The sequence below is a fragment of the Winogradskyella ludwigii genome (genome assembly GCF_013403985.1).
Lineage (GTDB): Bacteria > Bacteroidota > Bacteroidia > Flavobacteriales > Flavobacteriaceae > Winogradskyella > Winogradskyella ludwigii.
The window spans coordinates 233,724-251,681 of the sequence record NZ_JABFDF010000004.1; the positions used below are offsets into that span (position 1 = coordinate 233,724).

The window sequence follows — 17,958 nt, forward strand, 5'->3', positions numbered from 1 at the left end:
ACCGCGCCTATTTCAATATTACTTTTTGAGTTTTGTGCTGTGTTCTATTGTTTAATTCTACAATATAAACACCTAAACTTAATCCGCTCACATCAATAGATTGTGAAGCGCTATTATTTTGTAATACAGAAGTGTTTACCACACGACCTTGAATATCATAAATTTTAGCCGTTGTAGTTTCTACTAACTGACCAGCAATTACAATAGTCTTTTCATTTTGGTTGCTATAAATATTTAACTTATCAAAACTGTTGTCTATTGTAGATAACGTAGCATTTGAAATCTGTAAGTAAAAACGACCTGTACCACTTAAGTTAGTACTAGGTGTTAAAGTATAATCTCCAGAGTTTAACAATGTATATGTATTAGCTACAGTATCTTCTAAATAAACTAGTGTTGTACTCGATAAGTTAGACGTGTTTACGCTAAATGTAATCGCCTCACCTTGGTTAGCGTTAACACCTAATGGAATAGAAACAGCAGTTAAATCTGTATTGTCAATTGCTTGAAGAGCCATTGCTCTCCCTGTGTTTTCTTCAACTAAATGAGAAAATATAGGATAGTTTTCTGAATCTTCACCATATACTGCTGCATCATATCCAGGATCTAAACCTAAACTAGCGTTTGTATTAAAGAAGATGCTTGTAGAATAGGTTTCAGAACCTATTAAGTTTAACTTAAAGTTTTCACTGTCATTAGATGTTCTACCAGTAATATAATCATCATCTCCACTTAATGTACGCATGGCAGGTGTAAACTCAACAACTCCTCCTGTAGCATTTGAGGCTACAAAAAAGCCTTGACCAGGTGCTATATTAAAGTTTTCTTCAGTTAACGCTGAGATAGTAGCTTTATTAATAACCGTAAAATTACGAGTTGTTGGAGCTGCTCCTGTATAGTTTCCGCTGTTGTAAGCATAAACAGCTACTGCAGAAGCATCTAATAAGGCTGTATTCGCAACACTAAAAAATTGATCTGCATCTACATAACTTGGGTATGGGTTACCAATAAGATTCCATTCATTTCCTGAACCAGAACTAACAATAGGAAAAGTTACAGTGCCATTATCAGGAGTTCCTGTGAAGGTTAAAAGGTCCCCATTATCTGTAGCAACTCTATAACCTTTAGCCTTAAGTAACACATCACTTGCTCCCATAAGGAAATTCTCATAAGCTGAAGCCGTAATATTATTATAAGGCGCAAAAGCGTAATATGTGCCATTATCTGCTATTTCAGTAGCATTTTCTCCATTAGTAATAAAGGTATCAAATGTTAAACCAGAAGGCATTAACGGGAGTGAAACTAAATCGTTTCCTCCTGTTCCTGCACTAAGAGTGTTTACAAAACGTTCGTAATTTACCGTACCATTAATAGCACCATTTAAAATCAAACTTGAATAACTATTAGATTCAGATGTTAAATTTACTGCCTCGGAAACTGATAAAGTAACTCCAGAATTAATAGTTAAGCTTGCTCCTGCTTGTACCAATACTGATTTTACATCTGCATCTGCACTAAGAACTGCATCAGTTCCTGATTTTATTATTAACCCATAACAAGTATCTGTAGCTGCTGGAGCACCTGAAACTACTGAACCTTTAAAGTAATCCGTACCATCCCAAACAATATTAGAAATGAAACTTAATGTAAAATAATCTCCGTCAACAAAAGAAACACCTGTTGCTGTTGCTATATTTCCTGAAATTGTTAAGTTATAAGCTGTTGATGTAGCAAAAGTATCATTATTATCTACTACTAATTGTAAGCCTTGACAGCCTTCCAAAGCTGCACTAATAGATGTAATGTCAAATTCTACTGTTACTGTACCTAAATCTCCGGTTTTACTCACACGCCACTTTGACGTTAACTCTTGAGAATTATTGGTTGAATTTAATGCAAAATCATATGCTGGGTCTTTAGTATCTTCTCCCCAAAACAAATACTCGCTATCATTTAAATCTGAAGCAGCATTGATACTAACAATTCCTGTTCCTCTAGAAGCTGAATGATTAGAACCATCTGATGCTTGACCAATACCCGCTACATTGTGATCAAAATCTCCATTACCAGTATTATCTTGTACATAAAAATCTTTAATACCGTCTAAAGCTGAACCATATTTTGCTGATAAATAATTTTCAACAATTGTTGTTTCTGCTAGATTAAGTGATCTTTTGTATAAAATAACTTCAGCTATGTCTCCTTTAAAACTCGTGGTTGATTGTCTACCAATACCAAAATCATTAAAGCTACCTAAAGTTCCATCATAACCAAGTGCTTGAGAAAGTGTCGCATTTACATATTGATTTATATCTGTACCATTATAATCTTGCGTAATAATATATGGGATATTACCAAGTAACTTCGTTCCTGCTGTCTTACTGAATGACTTTACAGTTCCATCAGATTCTATTCCTCTTCCCCATATATTTCCATTTGTAGCCCACATCCCTATAGTTTTATCCTCTATATCTTGTGAAAATGCAGTTCCAGATGGTCCTGCTTGAATAATGCCTCTAGTGTTACTATCAAAAGATGTTGCTTGCAAAACAATAAACAAACTTACTTCACCATTTTGTCCTATACCAGTTGCTAAGATTCTATCATTATTACCATCAAAATTTACAGTTGAATATCCATTTATGGCGTCAGTTTTTAATTTAGGTTTATAACTTCCATTACCCTGTAAGGCATTGTTCCCGTTTCCTGATGCATCATTCCACTGCTGTATCTCAGAATCATTAGCTCCTAAAGTTGTACCTGCATCTGTATAAGTACTATTTTCGGCCTTTAGCCATATTTCGTTATCTGTAGTGACTCCTCCTGGTCCTGTTTGAGAAAAACCGTAAGTTGATAATAGTAAAGAAAAGGCTGTGTAAATTTTTGCTTTTGTTTTCAAAATTTTAAGTTATATTAATTAATCCGTCGGTGAAAGTACAAAAAAATACCACAAAAAGCACATAAATACGATTAAGTGTAATTGTGTGTCGGAAAAAATAAAAACTAAATGAATTTTTAAACCTAGTTATTCCCCCTTTAATATAAAGGGTACAAGCATAATACGGATTATTGTGTTGGTTTTATTGAAGCGTGTAAAAACTGATATGAGAAAAGTCTAAAAAATCTCTAAACTCCCTTTGCCTTCTCTTATTACAATAGGCTCCTCTTCTGACAAATCTATAATAGTGGATGCTTCGTTATCTCCATAACCACCATCAATTACCAAATCGACCAAATTATCCCATTTTTCTAATATCAACTCTGGATCTGTAGTATACTCCAAAACATCGTCGTCATCTCTAATAGATGTAGAAACAATAGGATTTCCTAAAGCAGCTACCATTGCTAAAGCTATAGAATTATCAGGTACTCTAATTCCTACTGTTTTTCGTTTTTTGAAAGGGTTTGGCAAGTTTTTAGAACCTGGTAAAATAAACGTATAAGGACCAGGTAACGCACGTTTCAAAATTTTAAACGTAGTTGTATCAATTTGTTTTACGTAATCACTGAGGTTACTTAAATCCTCACAGACGAATGAAAAATTAGATTTTTCAAGCTTCACTCCTTTAATTTGAGCAATACGCTCTAAGGCTTTAATATTAGTAATATCGCAACCTAAACCATAAACGGTGTCTGTTGGATAAATAACTAATCCACCTTTTTTTAATACTTTAATAACTTTCTGAATCGCTTTAGGATTCGGGTTTTCGGGATATATTTTAATAAATTCAGCCATAATATGTATCTTTCAAATACGTTTATACAAAGTAACTCTATTTTTTAATATGAAAAACTTAAAACTAGCATTCCTTTTGCTACTTACCACAATAACATTAGTTTCTTGTTCCTCTAATAGTACAGAAAATGAAGATTCTAACATATTAAATCCGCTTGAAGCCTACGAAGAACTCAATATTTCTTATGGTAGCGACAGTAATCAGGTTTTTGATTTATACTTACCTGCAAACAGAACTTTTGCTACAAAAACAATTGTTTTAGTACATGGAGGAGGCTGGACTTCTGGTGACAAGTCCGATATGGATGCTTTTGTAAGTTTTATAAATAATCAAATGCCTAATTATGCAGTTGTAAACATCAATTACCGATTGGCAGATAATAACAACCCACCTTATCCTATGCAAATTAACGATATAACTAGTGTTATTAATCATTTAGAAACTAATGAGAATTACTACACTATTTCCAATACTATTGGTTTTGTAGGAGCCAGTGCTGGTGCCCATTTATCATTATTATGGAGTTATGCTTTTGATACGGATAGCCAAGTAAAAATGGTTTGTAGTGTTGTTGGACCAACAAACTTTACAGATCCAGCTTATATAAACAATAGCAGCCCATTACTTCAAGAATTTTTAGACACGCTTGGAATAGATGCTACATCAACGTATTTAGAAACCATTAGTCCTTACTATAACGTAACAACCTCAGCTCCACCAACCATATTATTCTATGGAGGTCAAGACCCTTTGGTCCCAACAACTCAAGGAACTTACATGAGAGACAAACTTGAAGAATTGAATGTTATCCATGAATTCACTTTATACCCAAATGAAGGTCATGGTTGGGATGGACTTAGTTTACTAGATACTACGGTAAAGTTGAAAGTGTTTATTGAAACGTATCTTTAAGATTTAGCTTCTCATAATTTGAAGTTTTGCAAAACGTAATAATAATTTTTTAGTGTCTCCTTTCTGAAATTTGATTTCGGCTTTAGCATCTGCTCCAGATCCTTCAATCAAAATAACTTCACCTCTCCCAAAACGCTGATGATTCACCTTATTACCAACAACCAATTTTGTTTCAAATGAATCCGTTTCACTTTCTGCTTGACTTACTGGTTTCATTTTTTTAGGCACACTAATTTCGAACTTTTCAGGTTTAGCTTTTGTGGTCTTCTTTGGCATTTTTGCTGTCTTTGGTTTTGCGAATCTTACGCGATTGGGTTCAATATCTCCAAATATAGACGAATCTAACATTGGGTTAAAACGTTCTTTTAACGGTGTTGTGATGTTTACAAATTCCTCGTCAATTTCTTCAATAAAACGACTTGGCTCTGCATCTATTAATTTTCCCCATCGGTAACGTGATAAGGTATATGTTAAGTACGCTTGTTTTTCTGCTCTGGTTATTGCCACATAAAACAAACGTCTTTCTTCTTCTAGTTCACTTCTTGTATTCATACTCATGGCACTTGGAAACAAATCTTCTTCCATACCAACAATAAATACATGGCCAAACTCTAGACCTTTTGCCATGTGAATACTCATTAAAGCCACATGATCAGGGTCTCCTTTGTCTCCATCTAAATCTGTAGCTAGAGCAATATCTTCTAAGAATTCTGCTAAGGAATCACCAGCATCTGCGAGCTCCATTTGCCCTTCAACAAAATCTTTAATACCATTTAATAATTCCTGAACATTATCTACCTTAGTAACACCATCAGGTGTTACATCTTTACCTAGCTCTCTTACTAAGCCACTAGTTTTGGTAACATGTTCTGCTAAATCAAAAGCATTTGCTGTTTGATTCATCACTTTATAACTTTCAATAAGCGTTACAAAGTCTCTAAGCTTATTTTTTGTCCCGTTGTTAATGTTTATTGAAATACTATCTATTTCTTTAATAACATCAAAAATGGTTTTTCCAGTTGCATTTGCTGCCACTACTAACCTATCGATTGTAGTTTGGCCGATACCTCTTGCAGGATAATTAATCACTCTTTTCAAAGCTTCTTCATCTGCAGAATTAAGAATTATACGCAAATATGCTGTAACATCCTTAATTTCTTTTCGTTGGTAAAACGATAAACCTCCATAAATACGATATGGAAGATCTCTTTTTCTTAAAGCGTCTTCAATAGCTCTAGATTGTGCATTGGTACGATACAAAACAGCAAAATCACTATTATCTAGCTGTTGATTCATTTTTGTGTCCCAAATGGTATTTGCTACATAACGCCCTTCATCACCATCTGTCATTGCACGATGTACAATTACTTTTTCGCCAACATCATTAGCTGTCCAAACAATTTTATCTAATTTGGTTTTGTTATGCTCTATCACTGAGTTTGCTGCACCAACAATATTTTTTGTAGAACGGTAATTTTGTTCTAATCGGAACATTTTAACACCATCATAATCTTTTTGAAAGTTTAAGATGTTATTAATATTTGCTCCACGGAATGCATAAATACTCTGCGCATCATCACCTACCACACATATATTCTGAAAACGATCTGCCAAAGCTCTCACAATCAAATATTGCGAATGATTGGTATCTTGGTACTCATCGACCAGAATATAACGAAATTTATTTTGATATTGTGCTAAAACGTTCGGAAATCTTGTTAGTAACTCATTGGTTCTCAATAATAAATCATCAAAATCCATTGCTCCTGCTTTAAAACAGCGGTCTACATATTCTTTATAGATCTCTCCAATTTTTGGTCGCCTTGCCATAGCATCAGCTTCCATTAGCTCAGGATTTTTAAAATATGCCTTTACAGTTACTAGACTGTTTTTATAAGATGAAATACGGCTATAAACCTGTTTGGTCTTATAAAGATCTTTATCAAGTCCCATTTCTTTAATAATGGCACCCATTAATTTTTGTGAATCTTGGGTGTCGTAAATCGTAAAATTACTTGGATAACCTAAGTGATGCCCTTCAAAACGAAGAATTTTAGCAAAAACAGAGTGAAATGTTCCCATCCACAAATTTTTGGCTTCACCATCTCCAACAATATCAGCAATTCTACCTTTCATTTCTTTGGCAGCCTTATTGGTAAAGGTCAAAGCCAAAATATTAAAGGAATCTATACCTTTACTCATTAAATAAGCAATACGATAAGTAAGCACACGCGTTTTACCAGAACCAGCACCAGCGATGATAATCATTGGTCCATTGATCTGTATTGTAGGTTCTAATTGCGCGTCATTAAGCTGACTAAGATACTTTTCCAAATTAAAGATTTTTGAAGCTACAAAATTACGGATAGTCTTATAGTTTACCGCATGGAAAACGTATAAATTATAAAAATTATTGAAGTTTTTGGTTCTGAACGGTATACTCATCTCAATAGAAATAGACTAGCGTTCTCATTTTAAATCATCTGTTCTTTTTTCCATCTCCAGACATTGCAGATAGTAAACCAACTTTTATATTTAACCAAACGAAATTAAAAACAGATTTTGTAGTATTTCGTTCTAATTCTTCTCCTTGTCCATAACGATATTTATTCCTATCCTCTTCACTGTCTTCTGAAACAAACAAGTTGACAATACTTGATAGAAATTTATTTTCTTCTTTTCCATTCTTTTTTAAAATTGAAACCTCAAAATCATCATATTTCATTTTTAAATCTATACGTGCAGTATTAGCATTTCCACTAATGGTAAAATAGGTTTGTATTAATTCTCCATTTAAATCTACGTTAAGATTCGGTTTTGTAAATTGATCCATCTGTGTCGCATTTAAAAATCCTAAATCGGCTTTAAACATAAATTGATCTGAAGTATCTGCTACTTTAAAATTCCAATTCACTTCTAATGGTGAGTTTTCCATAAAGGTTGTATTCACCTTTATAGTTGTGTCCTTATCACCGAAGGTATTACCCAAATTGGTAATTGTTGCATTCATGTTACTAAAATCGAGTTGTCCTGCATTTTCATCGGCATTAACTTTCTCTAAATATGAAATTTCACCTTGAGATATTTCTACTATTTTTATACCTAAATCAATACCTAATTCTCTCAGCATAGTTCCGTATAATGGTTTATAACTAAAGTCGTCTGCCACTAACTTATCTCTATAGATTTTTGCTTTAGGCGCATTAACATAAACTTTTTTAGATTTGAAATAAAACTTATCATTGGAAGCAAAACCAAAATTCAAATTATCTAACCTCAGCTCTGCAATTGACACGTTAAAATGATCGCGTTCTTTTGTTAAAATGGAAGCATACTCCGATTTTGAATACTTGGTCTGTAATTTGAAATCTTTAATTGTTGCATTGTTATTGGTAAGTTGAATTTCGTTAATTAGAATATCGTCGTAAGTATTGGTTGCCCACTTTAGGTTTTTTGTATTTAATTCAAAATCTTTATAGGTTATTTTATCTTTTACTTTTGATACTTCTGGATTTATTTTAAGATCTAATACTTCGAAATTAAAGTTAGGAATACTTAAAATTAAAGAATCGTTATCATAATCTGTTATTAAAATATCTGCCTTGTTAATCGTGATTTTTTCGGCATGAATAATTTGTTTGATTTTATCTAGAAAGCTGCTTTGGTAATCCTCATTCTTCACAACTGAGTTATGTTTATATTTTGCTACTAACTCATCGATTACAAGGGATTCAATTGTTATTTTATCATTAAAAAGCAAATCCCAATAGTCAACATCATTGATTTCTATAGATTTAAGTTTTGTGTCTAAAATGGTTTTGTTGGTTGTTTCTCCTGAGATAAGGATTGTTGGCGATTCCACCTCAACATTACCTGTCCATATATTAGCATTAATAGATGTATACTCGATTTTCGTGGATTCGGAAACATTTTGAAGCTCCTCACCTATTTTTTGTTCAATAAAACTATTTGCTAAGAATGAGAGTAGCACAGTAACGATTACAATAATAGCAATTACAATGATGGCTTTTTTATATTTTGGTTTTGTCATGTTATTCAGTCCTGAAATATTATGGATGAATCTACCAAAATGCTTTTAAAACTATTAACTAGTAACAATTTTATATTAACTCAAAAAAAAAGTAAGTCTACTTAACTGAATATCTCTAAAAAGGCTTTTCTATTGGCTCTAGAAATTGGAACACGTTGTTTGTTTTCTAAAACTAAATATCCTTCATTTTCAAAATGCCTCACCTTATTAATATTTACAATATGCGATTTATGACACTTAAAAAAGTTAGAGGATACTACTTTTTCAAACTTCCCTAAATTATAAGAACTCATTAAAGTAGAATCATCTTCTAAATGAATTTTGGTATAACCTTCATAACCTTCAATATGTAAAACTTCGTCTTGAGGTATAAATGATAAGCCTTTAACTGTTGGTACAATTAGTTTATTGTTATCCGTTTTAGTAGAAGAAATTAATTTTAATAGCTTTGAGTTTAGCTTTAATTTATCTTGAGATTCTATGGCACCAATTGCTTTTTCTACAGCCAACGTTAGCTCCGTATTATCTATTGGTTTTAAAATATAATCAATAGCATTTTGCTTAAAAGCTTGCAAAGCGTACTCACTATATGCTGTAACAAAGATGACTTGAAAATCAATAAGCTCTAGGGCTTCTAAAAGCTCAAAACCATTGATTCTAGGCATTTGTATATCTAAGAAAATAAGCTGTGGCTTTAATTCTTTTATTGCAGAAATTGCCAATTCGGGTTTTTGGTAAGCACCTATGATGTTTATACTAGGAAATAGTTTTTCAACTTTTTTCTGTAAGCCTTTTATGTTTGATATTTCATCGTCTATGATGACTGCTGTTATTTGACTACTCATAACTCTTGAATTACAAAAATTGATTTATTTCCTTTTTCATATTTATCAGGATACAATTCTTCTCTAGCATATGTGATATACCATCGTTTAGAATTATTTAAATACCGAAGTCTATCATTTAACACACTTGAAGACTTTATACTCTCAGTATCTCGTTTTATGGTATTTACAAAGCCTACTCCATCATCTATAATCTCTACAATAACGGTTTGGTTATCTCCTTTTTTAAAATTCACAGTGACGTTTCCATTGTCTTCTTTATTAAAGATACCATGATTTATTGCATTTTCAATAATAGGTTGCAATATCATAGTTGGTACTTTTGTACTATTGGTGTACAAGTCTGGATCTACATGTATTGTAAAAGCTAGTTTTTCCTTGAACCGTAACTTTTCAATTTCTAAATAACTTTGAAGTAAATGAATTTCTGCTGCTAATGAAATTTCGGTTTCTTTTGAAAGCTCAAAAAATTGCCTAATTAGCTTAGAGAATTTTACCAAATACTTTTCTGAAGCTTCAAAATCATTTTCATTAATATAATATTGAATAGCAGCTAAGGAATTAAATACAAAATGTGGATTCATTTGAGAACGCAACGCTTTTAATTGTAATTCTATTAAGCGTTTGTCTTCAAACATTTTTTGATTTTTAAGAAACTGAGAACGCCTAACAAACATTATAGACACTAACGCTACAACGAAGACACCTAACAATATGATTATCATTTTAAACCAAAATGTTTGCCACCACAGTGCTTTTATTTTAAAACTAATTTTTTTTGAAATGGATTTATTATAAACTTCAAAGACATAATTTCCTGGCTGGAGATTATTAAAATTCACCGTGCTATTTGTCGTATTTATCCAATGGGTTTGCAAAGGCTTTAATTTGTAGCCATAGTCTTCATTTTTAGTATCGCTTTCAGAATAATCAACACTTTCAAATTTAAAATTTACCGCATTATTTTTAGCATAATCAAACATCATATTATCCTCTGTAAACAGTTGCTTATTATAGGTTGCACTACTAATAAACACATCTATTAATTGATCTTCTACAGGCTGATTAATAGGAACAATTGCCAACCCGTTATTAGTACCAACAATTATGTCTTTATTATTTACATAAATGGTATTAATGTTATTATTTGGTAATCCATCATTAATAGTATACGCTCTAATTAACTTATATTCCTTGTTGATTTTGGTATAATGCAACACACCAGAATTGGTTGCCAACCAAATAGCTTTTTCTTGTATAAAAGCATCTTGAACAATTAAAAACTCAGAATTCTCTAAAGGTTTAATGGTATCTAAATCTGAAATATAACTTCCAAAACCATCTGTATTAATTAAAATATCTGATTCCGATAAGGCTTTAATACTGAGTATTGGCTTATTAAAAATTCCATTGTCGAACTCTATTTTTTTTATGGAATCATTTTCTAATTCTTTTAAACCATTATTAGTGGCAATGATTAATCGGGAATTAAAAACTAAGAAATCATTAGACCCTTTTAAGATGATATCCTTCTCTATATTAAATGTTTTAGCATCTAACTTAAAAATTCCGAAAGAATAAATACCATATAAATTGTACTTAAACAAGGTGAGTTTCTTTACATAAGAGTTAATCTGAGGTGATGGTTTTGCATTGCCATTAAAGTTTATGACCTCTCGTTTTCCGCCTCCTTCAGAAATAATACCAGACTGTTTTAAGAAATAAGTACACTTAAGACTATCAATATAAACTGCACCAGAATTGTAATCATGAGAAGCGATATAAGAATCAAAGGTTTTATCTGTCTCGTTGTACTTGAAGAACCCCTTATTATAAACACTTGCAAACAATTCATTATTTACAAGACTTAAGTTTTGAATCTTTTCATTATTAAAGTGGTAAACGATGTTTTGCTTTATATAAGGTAGTTTATATACTCCATTAGTAAACGTAGCTAACCATATGGTATTCTGTTGATCAATAAAACCAAAATGTGCATTAAACTCTGGCGAAAAGAAGAAAGGATTTTCAATATGAAAGTCTTTATTAAATGTACCAACAAATTGATCTCCTGAAATTTGAATTGAATTTCCGACCAAATTAATTCTAGGGTATTTTATCGTTTCAATACCAATCTCATCGCTATAATTAAAACTATTTAAATCAAATGATTTTAGATTTAAAATACTGTAAGATTTTTCTGAAACCCAAAAATACAAGCTATCACTGATCTGACCTCTAGAACTATTTTGATTGATCATCCCTTTAGTAGAACTTTTACTTAAAATATGATTTTGTTTATCATAAATATTTAGGCTTTCATCTTCCAAATTAACACCTAAATACGCAACTTTATCGTTAAAAATAGTGGTGTAATCCTCTCGTATTCTGTTCTCTTCAGTATTTTTAAAACTTCTCCAAACTTTATCTTTTAACGCATAAATCTTTTTGGGTCCTGCAGGATACACCTCATTATTTAGCTGTATAGAATAAATAGGGTTTATCGTTTCTTCTTCATTTTCATTAGGAAACGATAACACACTGTCATTCTCTATATATCCTAAATGCGTTGATTTGGACATGTACCAAATTTTACCATCTGGAGTAGGGAAAGCATCCCATACATCGTTGTTTGGTAAGCCTTGCTTTGTTGTAAAAGCTTTAAACGTTTTACCGTTATAGCGGACCATGCCTTTATCGGTTAAAAACCACATAAAGCCTTTAGCATCTTGCATAATAGTATAGACGTGATTACTAGGTAAACCGTCTTTTGTAGCGTAATTGGTATATTGTTGTGCGAATGAAAAACTCCATATCAGAAGTAAATAGATTGTGATATGGAGTTTATTCTGTTTCAATAAAATTAGTTGTCTTTATTTCTTAGTGGTATGAAGGCTAAATATAAGTGTAAATTTAATCTTTGATTATTTTTTTAGTTGAAATCCCTTTTTCTGTTTTTACTTGTAAAAAGTATAAACCACTTGAGAAACTAGATACATTTAAAGTGTTTTCACCAGTCCTAAATTGTCCACTTTTAACCACCTGTCCACTTACCGTTATTAAACGATAACTAGCTTCATTAGTTATTGAAACCGTTAGTTCATGCTTTACAGGATTAGGATAGACATTAAAATCGATCTGCGTAAACTCTGAAGTACTTAATGCTGCACATTCTGTTTGGTTATTTACAAACGTTGATGCATTATCTTTGTTTGTCCAGTTTGTTGCAGAGTACACGGCATCATCTACTTCTATACAGGTCAGGTATGGATTGTTAGATGAATTAAAAAATTGTCCATTCAAATTACTATTGTTCCCGTTTTTCACATTTAAACTAGTCAGAGCATTATTTTGACAATAAAGTCTAAATAAAACTATATTTTGAGTTAAATCTAAACTCGTTAACTCAGTACTATTACAATGAAAATATTCTAACGCTATACTCTGTGACACATCTATAGTTGCTATTGGGTTATTAGTTATATAAAAATGGTCAAGATCTATATTTTGAGTCACATCTATAGTACTTATCTCATTAGAACTTATATCTAAATATTCTAAAAGGATGTTTTGAGACACATCTAAATTCGCCAATTGATTATTATTTAAATATAATTTTTTTAATAAAATATTTTGAGTTAAATCAACACTAGTTAACTGGTTATTAATACTGTGTAGGTTTTCTAAAGCTTCAAAATCTTCAATTCCTGTTATATCTAAAATAGCTTGCGACGTTACACTTAAGTTAATTACGGAATCTATAGAAGCTGTAGTCACATAATCATCTCCTGCTACACCATTACCCATACTGTTAGAATCTCCAACAGATACAATAGTACCAGCAGCATCATGCGTTTCTAAGTAATTCTCAAAATTATCATCTGGAACGTAGGTTAACCCGACATGAGCACAATCTTCACTATAAACAGCTGTAGCATCAACATTTAGCCAATTAGCAGTACTCCAATCTTCATCATCTACTTCAATACACGTTAAGTATGGATTGTTTAGCACATTAAAATTTGAAATAGCTACATTGTTTACATTCTTCATGATTAAACTGTATAATTGATTATTATAAGCTAATAATGTATATAAAGCTATATTTTGTGAAAAATCGAGACCTATTATTTGATTATTGTAGCAAGATACATATGACAAAGGATAATTCTGAGAAAAATCTAAAGTAACTATCTCATTATCATTACATTCTAAAGTTTCCAAATAATAATTAAAACTCACATTTAAACTGGTTAATTGATTATGATAGCATTTTAATACTGATAAAGCGGAATTTTGTGTCACATTTAAGTCTGTTAATTGATTGTACCCACAATAAAGTGATTGTAAGGCTGTAAAGCCCTCAATACCTGTTAAATCTGAAATCCCTTGATTGCTAACATCCAAATAACCTATTGTATTGATTTTTGCCGTAGTTACATAGTCGTCATTAGCAATTCCATTTCCCAAACTCGTTGGGTCACCAACTGCAACAACGTTACCACTAGTATTGTGTGTTTCGAGATAATTTTCAAAATTATCGTCTGGTACATAAGTATTTTGCGAATATGCTGATATGGCTAGACTAAAAAAAGCCAATAATAGTATTTTTGTTTTCATAGGTGTATATTTTTTAATTTATTACAATCAGATGTTATTACTATTAATGACTAGTGAGTACTTAATAGTAATAACATGCTAGATTCATAACTCTATTCTTTTTTAATGTTATTTTATAATTGTATTGCTTCTGAAAACTGGAATCCCAGACAGAACAGCTCTACTCTTATAATATCTTTATCTTAAAGCTTCATGTTACTTTAAAAATGTATTACATACATGAATATTGATATATTTCAATTTCTAATCAGCATTAAAACCTAAAGCTATATGCGGAATGGCTGTATCATACTCTGCCGATCCACCTCCTTCAAAACTTGAGCTTAAAAACTTTACATTAACACCTGTTATTGGGAATGTAAAGGCGGAATTATCCATTTTATTAATGATAGTCCCATTAGCTTGATTTATATCTGTGTATCCTGGGGTTATTGTCCTCCAGACACTAATGAAATCGCCTGCCTCAACATTTAAAACTTGAGAAATCGTATGATATTCCAATTCTGTTTGAGAAAAAGACAAAACATCTTCATAAATAAAACCATTGTTATTATTTGTTATTTTAATAGTATAAGTACCAGTGTAATTTGTTGGGTTTTGGTACCCAATACTACATATTACTCCGTCTTCGAGTATTCGCATAGCATAATGGTGAACCTCTAATGGTTTTGCCTCTGTTAGATTTGTATAACCATTTGCTGTAGAAAACGTATGTGTCATTTCTGTAGACACATAACTCTCATCACAACCATTAAGTGTTGTGTTTTGATCATCATCACTATTACAACTAAACATTGTAATTGTTAATAGGATTAAAAACGCTTTTATAATTATTTTCATAATAATTATTTATTTAGGTTAAATTAGTTATTGTCCAAGTGCTATAAAATTTCCGAAACCAGTTCCTAAAGAAGATTCTAATACAAAATCATTACCGCTGATATCATAAATATGAAGTCCATTGGCATCTGTTACATAAGCGTAATTGCCATTTAATGCTACACCACTTGATCTCGATAGTATTTTCATATCCTGTAAGGAAAGTGTAGCCAAATCATACATTCTAACACTATCAGAACTATTTTGCAATGGTGCATTTGCACTGGCTTTCATGGTTACATAAGCATTACCATTATGAATTGAGAAAGCTGTAGGATATCCTTCTATATTAACTTCGTTAACTAACGTAAGTGTTGCAGCATCAAATTGTTTTATTTTCTTATCTATTGTATTAGCAACGAAAAGGTAAGTTCCATCGGTTTCAACCCAAGAATGATATTGACCAAAAGGGGCATCGCCATAAGAAGCCGTATCAATATCTGTGGTATTTGTTGTTCCTGTTGCCGCAGGAGTTCCTGGTGCTGTAACATTGTAAGAATGTAAACCATTAGCTTGATCTATGACAAATAATTCATTTTGAATTTTTGTAAGACTCATAGCATCTCCACCAGAATTTAATTGACTAGTAAAGTTAAAACTTGCAATATCTACAACATGTAAACCTCTATAAACATCTGTTAAATAAGCCACATTATTAACCGTATACATATCACTTAATAAACTAAAAGCAAGTGTATTATTTTTTTGAATCTCTGCCTGAATACTTGGTGTCGCTACATTACTAATATCCACAATACTTAAATAAGGTTCGGTCGCGTCATATTGAGCAACATATGCCACATCCGGAGATACACTTACAAAGTAAGAGGTATTTACCGCAATACTGTTTACTAAAGTTGGTGCGGTTGGTACAGTTATATCAATAATTTTTAAATCTGTACCATCTGTGATATAGGCATACTCCGCATTTATTGTGCTTCCAGAACCGCTTGAAGAGCTATTATCACTACAACTAAAAGCCAATAACACGACTAATGTTGATACTATCGTTTTTATATTTGTTTTCATGTGTTTATTTTTTTCGAAGGTCACATGCTGTTCGTTATTAATCAGATCTTTGTTGATAATAATTTTAACATGCGCGTTTCATAATTTTTATTATTTATTTGAATCACTTATTCTCTTAACACTCTACCCTCTCCTACTATTGATCCTTGAATAGAGTTATCCGTCGCAAGTAAAAAATCACCTTGAAAAGTAAATTCTATATAGTCGCCTACATTCACTGGATGTACGGTAATTGTGCACACAATAGGATTACTTGGCATGACCGTCCAACTAGACAAAAACGTATGACCAGGAGTTAATTCTGTGAAATAAAAATTAGCCGTTAGACCATCCGATATTCCCCAATTAAAATTAGTCGTATTAGTGAATGACGTGAAATCTTGAAACGTAAAATCGGCATCAACTATAACAGTCGAACCATCTGCCGTTGCCGCACCTGCTCTAAAATAAAATTTCTCAAACGTAGAATTGGGATTTGGCTCATACCGTCCTCTAGCGTAAGCATCAAAAATACGGTCAGGACCATTATTTATTGAATATTTAAAATACTCACTCGTATTTAAGGTTGGTGTAATTGTATCGTCGTCACTACTACAGCTAAAACTCAAGAGTGCTAATGCCATTAAAAGCATTGATTTAATAAATGATTTCATCGTTTTGTTTTAATCTAATATTATTCCTAAAGTGCCTTCGTAATGCCCAGTGATAGAAGTTCCATCTGAAGCTAAAAACGTATAGTCTACATCGATTGTGCTATTCGCTGGCACACTCGTATCAATGTTTATTGCATTTATGATCATTGTCGGTCCTATAGTTCCTACAGTATACCAAACTCCACTTGTTTCTGGAAGATGACCATAATCGATTCCATTTTCTGTTCCGAAAGAAGAGGAAACCACTCCATCATAAGCTATTAAAGAATCTGCTGAGTAATTAGGTACACCTGTACTTAAACTAGAGCCGATATACGTATTACCTGTCGAAATTAAACCCGAACCTAAACTTGGATTATCATCTACCGATATTTTTATTAAAGCCAATTCTGAAGTGGTATTAACCGAATAGGCATAGGCATAACCGAGACCTACATCTCCAAAAGAATCTGTGATTCTGCCATCAGTAAACATAAAGTTGTAATGATCAGGATTACCATCTGCATTGCTGTCTAGTTGATCTATAGTGACGTAAGCATTAACGGTTTCGTGAAACGTTGAATTTATTGTAAATCCATCTGTTGAAGCTGCTGACGTCGTATCATCGTTATTATCGCAGTTAGAAAAAGAAAGAGCAACAACTAGTATTAATAAGGTGTTTATTCCTAATTTCATAATCTACTTTTTTAAGGGGCTACATAATCAATTACAACACATAATTCTACCTCTTCACCTGAGGCTAGTACAATATCTAATCGAATCTCATCCCCTACAGCACTTCCTGCTCTTTGACAAGTTACCACACCAGAATAATTTGTATCATTGATTCTAATTTCTGGATTTGAATCTACAGCACCATTTGTAACAGCTCTTGTTACAACGAACGTACCGCCCATATTGCTAATTTGATTCACTTCATACGCTCCAACACCTGGTCCATAATTATTTGGAAAATAATCCGTAACCAAGTCCGATGCTGGTATTAAAGTTAGCGTTCCCTGTATTTCTGCTATAAGTCCTTCATAACTACAAACACTTATGTTTGGTGCATTGCCATCATCATTATCACAGTTAAATAAAGTAAGTGTAATGGCTAGTAATAAAATTGATTTTAAAATTGATTTCATAATTATTGTATTTTGTTTTTTTATAATTCAGTTAACGCTTTGAAAACTGACGTTCGAGGTTATATCAAGTCAATCGATAAATTGTTACCCTCTAATTCTTGTTTT

At 32.1% G+C, this 17,958-nt stretch carries 13 protein-coding genes; 1 reads left to right on the plus strand and 12 read right to left on the minus strand.

The features are described from left to right. Positions 1-7: 7 nt before the first annotated feature. Both HM981_RS11540 and HM981_RS11545 read right to left on the minus strand, forming a co-directional pair. Positions 8-2,899: a T9SS type A sorting domain-containing protein gene (locus tag HM981_RS11540; RefSeq protein ID WP_179338957.1), complete on the minus strand. Its 2,892-nt coding sequence runs from the start codon at positions 2,897-2,899 to the stop codon at positions 8-10. Positions 2,900-3,115: 216 nt separating this feature from the next. After that, on the minus strand, positions 3,116-3,736 hold the full coding sequence (locus HM981_RS11545; RefSeq protein ID WP_179338958.1) for an L-threonylcarbamoyladenylate synthase: 621 nt from the start codon (positions 3,734-3,736) through the stop codon (positions 3,116-3,118). A gap of 49 nt (positions 3,737-3,785) precedes the next feature. Here HM981_RS11545 and HM981_RS11550 point away from each other — a divergent pair, with 49 nt between their 5' ends. Next, on the plus strand, positions 3,786-4,649 hold the full coding sequence (locus tag HM981_RS11550) for an alpha/beta hydrolase (protein WP_179338959.1): 864 nt from the start codon (positions 3,786-3,788) through the stop codon (positions 4,647-4,649). Between the two features lie 3 nt (positions 4,650-4,652). On the opposite strand, the gene HM981_RS11555 is transcribed toward HM981_RS11550, so the two are convergent. From HM981_RS11555 to HM981_RS11600, 10 genes are all read right to left on the minus strand, one after another. Then, positions 4,653-6,983, minus strand: a complete 2,331-nt coding sequence (locus HM981_RS11555; RefSeq protein WP_179338960.1) for an ATP-dependent helicase — start codon at positions 6,981-6,983, stop codon at positions 4,653-4,655. A gap of 145 nt (positions 6,984-7,128) precedes the next feature. Beyond that, the gene (locus HM981_RS11560) at positions 7,129-8,700 is read right to left on the minus strand and encodes a hypothetical protein (protein ID WP_179338961.1); all 1,572 of its coding nucleotides are present in this window, start codon (positions 8,698-8,700) and stop codon (positions 7,129-7,131) included. A 101-nt stretch (positions 8,701-8,801) separates the two neighbouring features. Further along, entirely contained in the window at positions 8,802-9,545 is a 744-nt protein-coding gene (locus tag HM981_RS11565; RefSeq protein WP_179338962.1) for a LytR/AlgR family response regulator transcription factor, read from the minus strand. After that, a complete protein-coding gene (locus HM981_RS11570; protein ID WP_179338963.1) occupies positions 9,542-12,403 on the minus strand; it encodes a sensor histidine kinase in 2,862 nt (953 codons plus the stop codon). The genes HM981_RS11565 and HM981_RS11570 overlap by 4 nt, the downstream gene beginning before the upstream one ends. A gap of 55 nt (positions 12,404-12,458) precedes the next feature. Further along, positions 12,459-14,165, minus strand: coding sequence for a T9SS type A sorting domain-containing protein (locus HM981_RS11575; protein ID WP_179338964.1), 1,707 nt, complete (start codon positions 14,163-14,165; stop codon positions 12,459-12,461). Between the two features lie 243 nt (positions 14,166-14,408). Next, positions 14,409-15,005, minus strand: coding sequence for a hypothetical protein (locus HM981_RS11580; RefSeq protein WP_179338965.1), 597 nt, complete (start codon positions 15,003-15,005; stop codon positions 14,409-14,411). 27 nt (positions 15,006-15,032) lie between these two features. Beyond that, on the minus strand, positions 15,033-16,073 hold the full coding sequence (locus HM981_RS11585; protein WP_179338966.1) for an LVIVD repeat-containing protein: 1,041 nt from the start codon (positions 16,071-16,073) through the stop codon (positions 15,033-15,035). Positions 16,074-16,180: 107 nt separating this feature from the next. Then, positions 16,181-16,726 (minus strand): hypothetical protein, encoded by a 546-nt coding sequence (locus HM981_RS11590; protein ID WP_179338967.1) that lies wholly within the window; start codon positions 16,724-16,726, stop codon positions 16,181-16,183. 9 nt (positions 16,727-16,735) lie between these two features. Continuing rightward, on the minus strand, positions 16,736-17,401 hold the full coding sequence (locus HM981_RS11595) for a hypothetical protein (RefSeq protein ID WP_179338968.1): 666 nt from the start codon (positions 17,399-17,401) through the stop codon (positions 16,736-16,738). 11 nt (positions 17,402-17,412) lie between these two features. Next, a complete protein-coding gene (locus tag HM981_RS11600; RefSeq protein ID WP_179338969.1) occupies positions 17,413-17,853 on the minus strand; it encodes a hypothetical protein in 441 nt (146 codons plus the stop codon). Positions 17,854-17,958 lie beyond the last annotated feature (105 nt).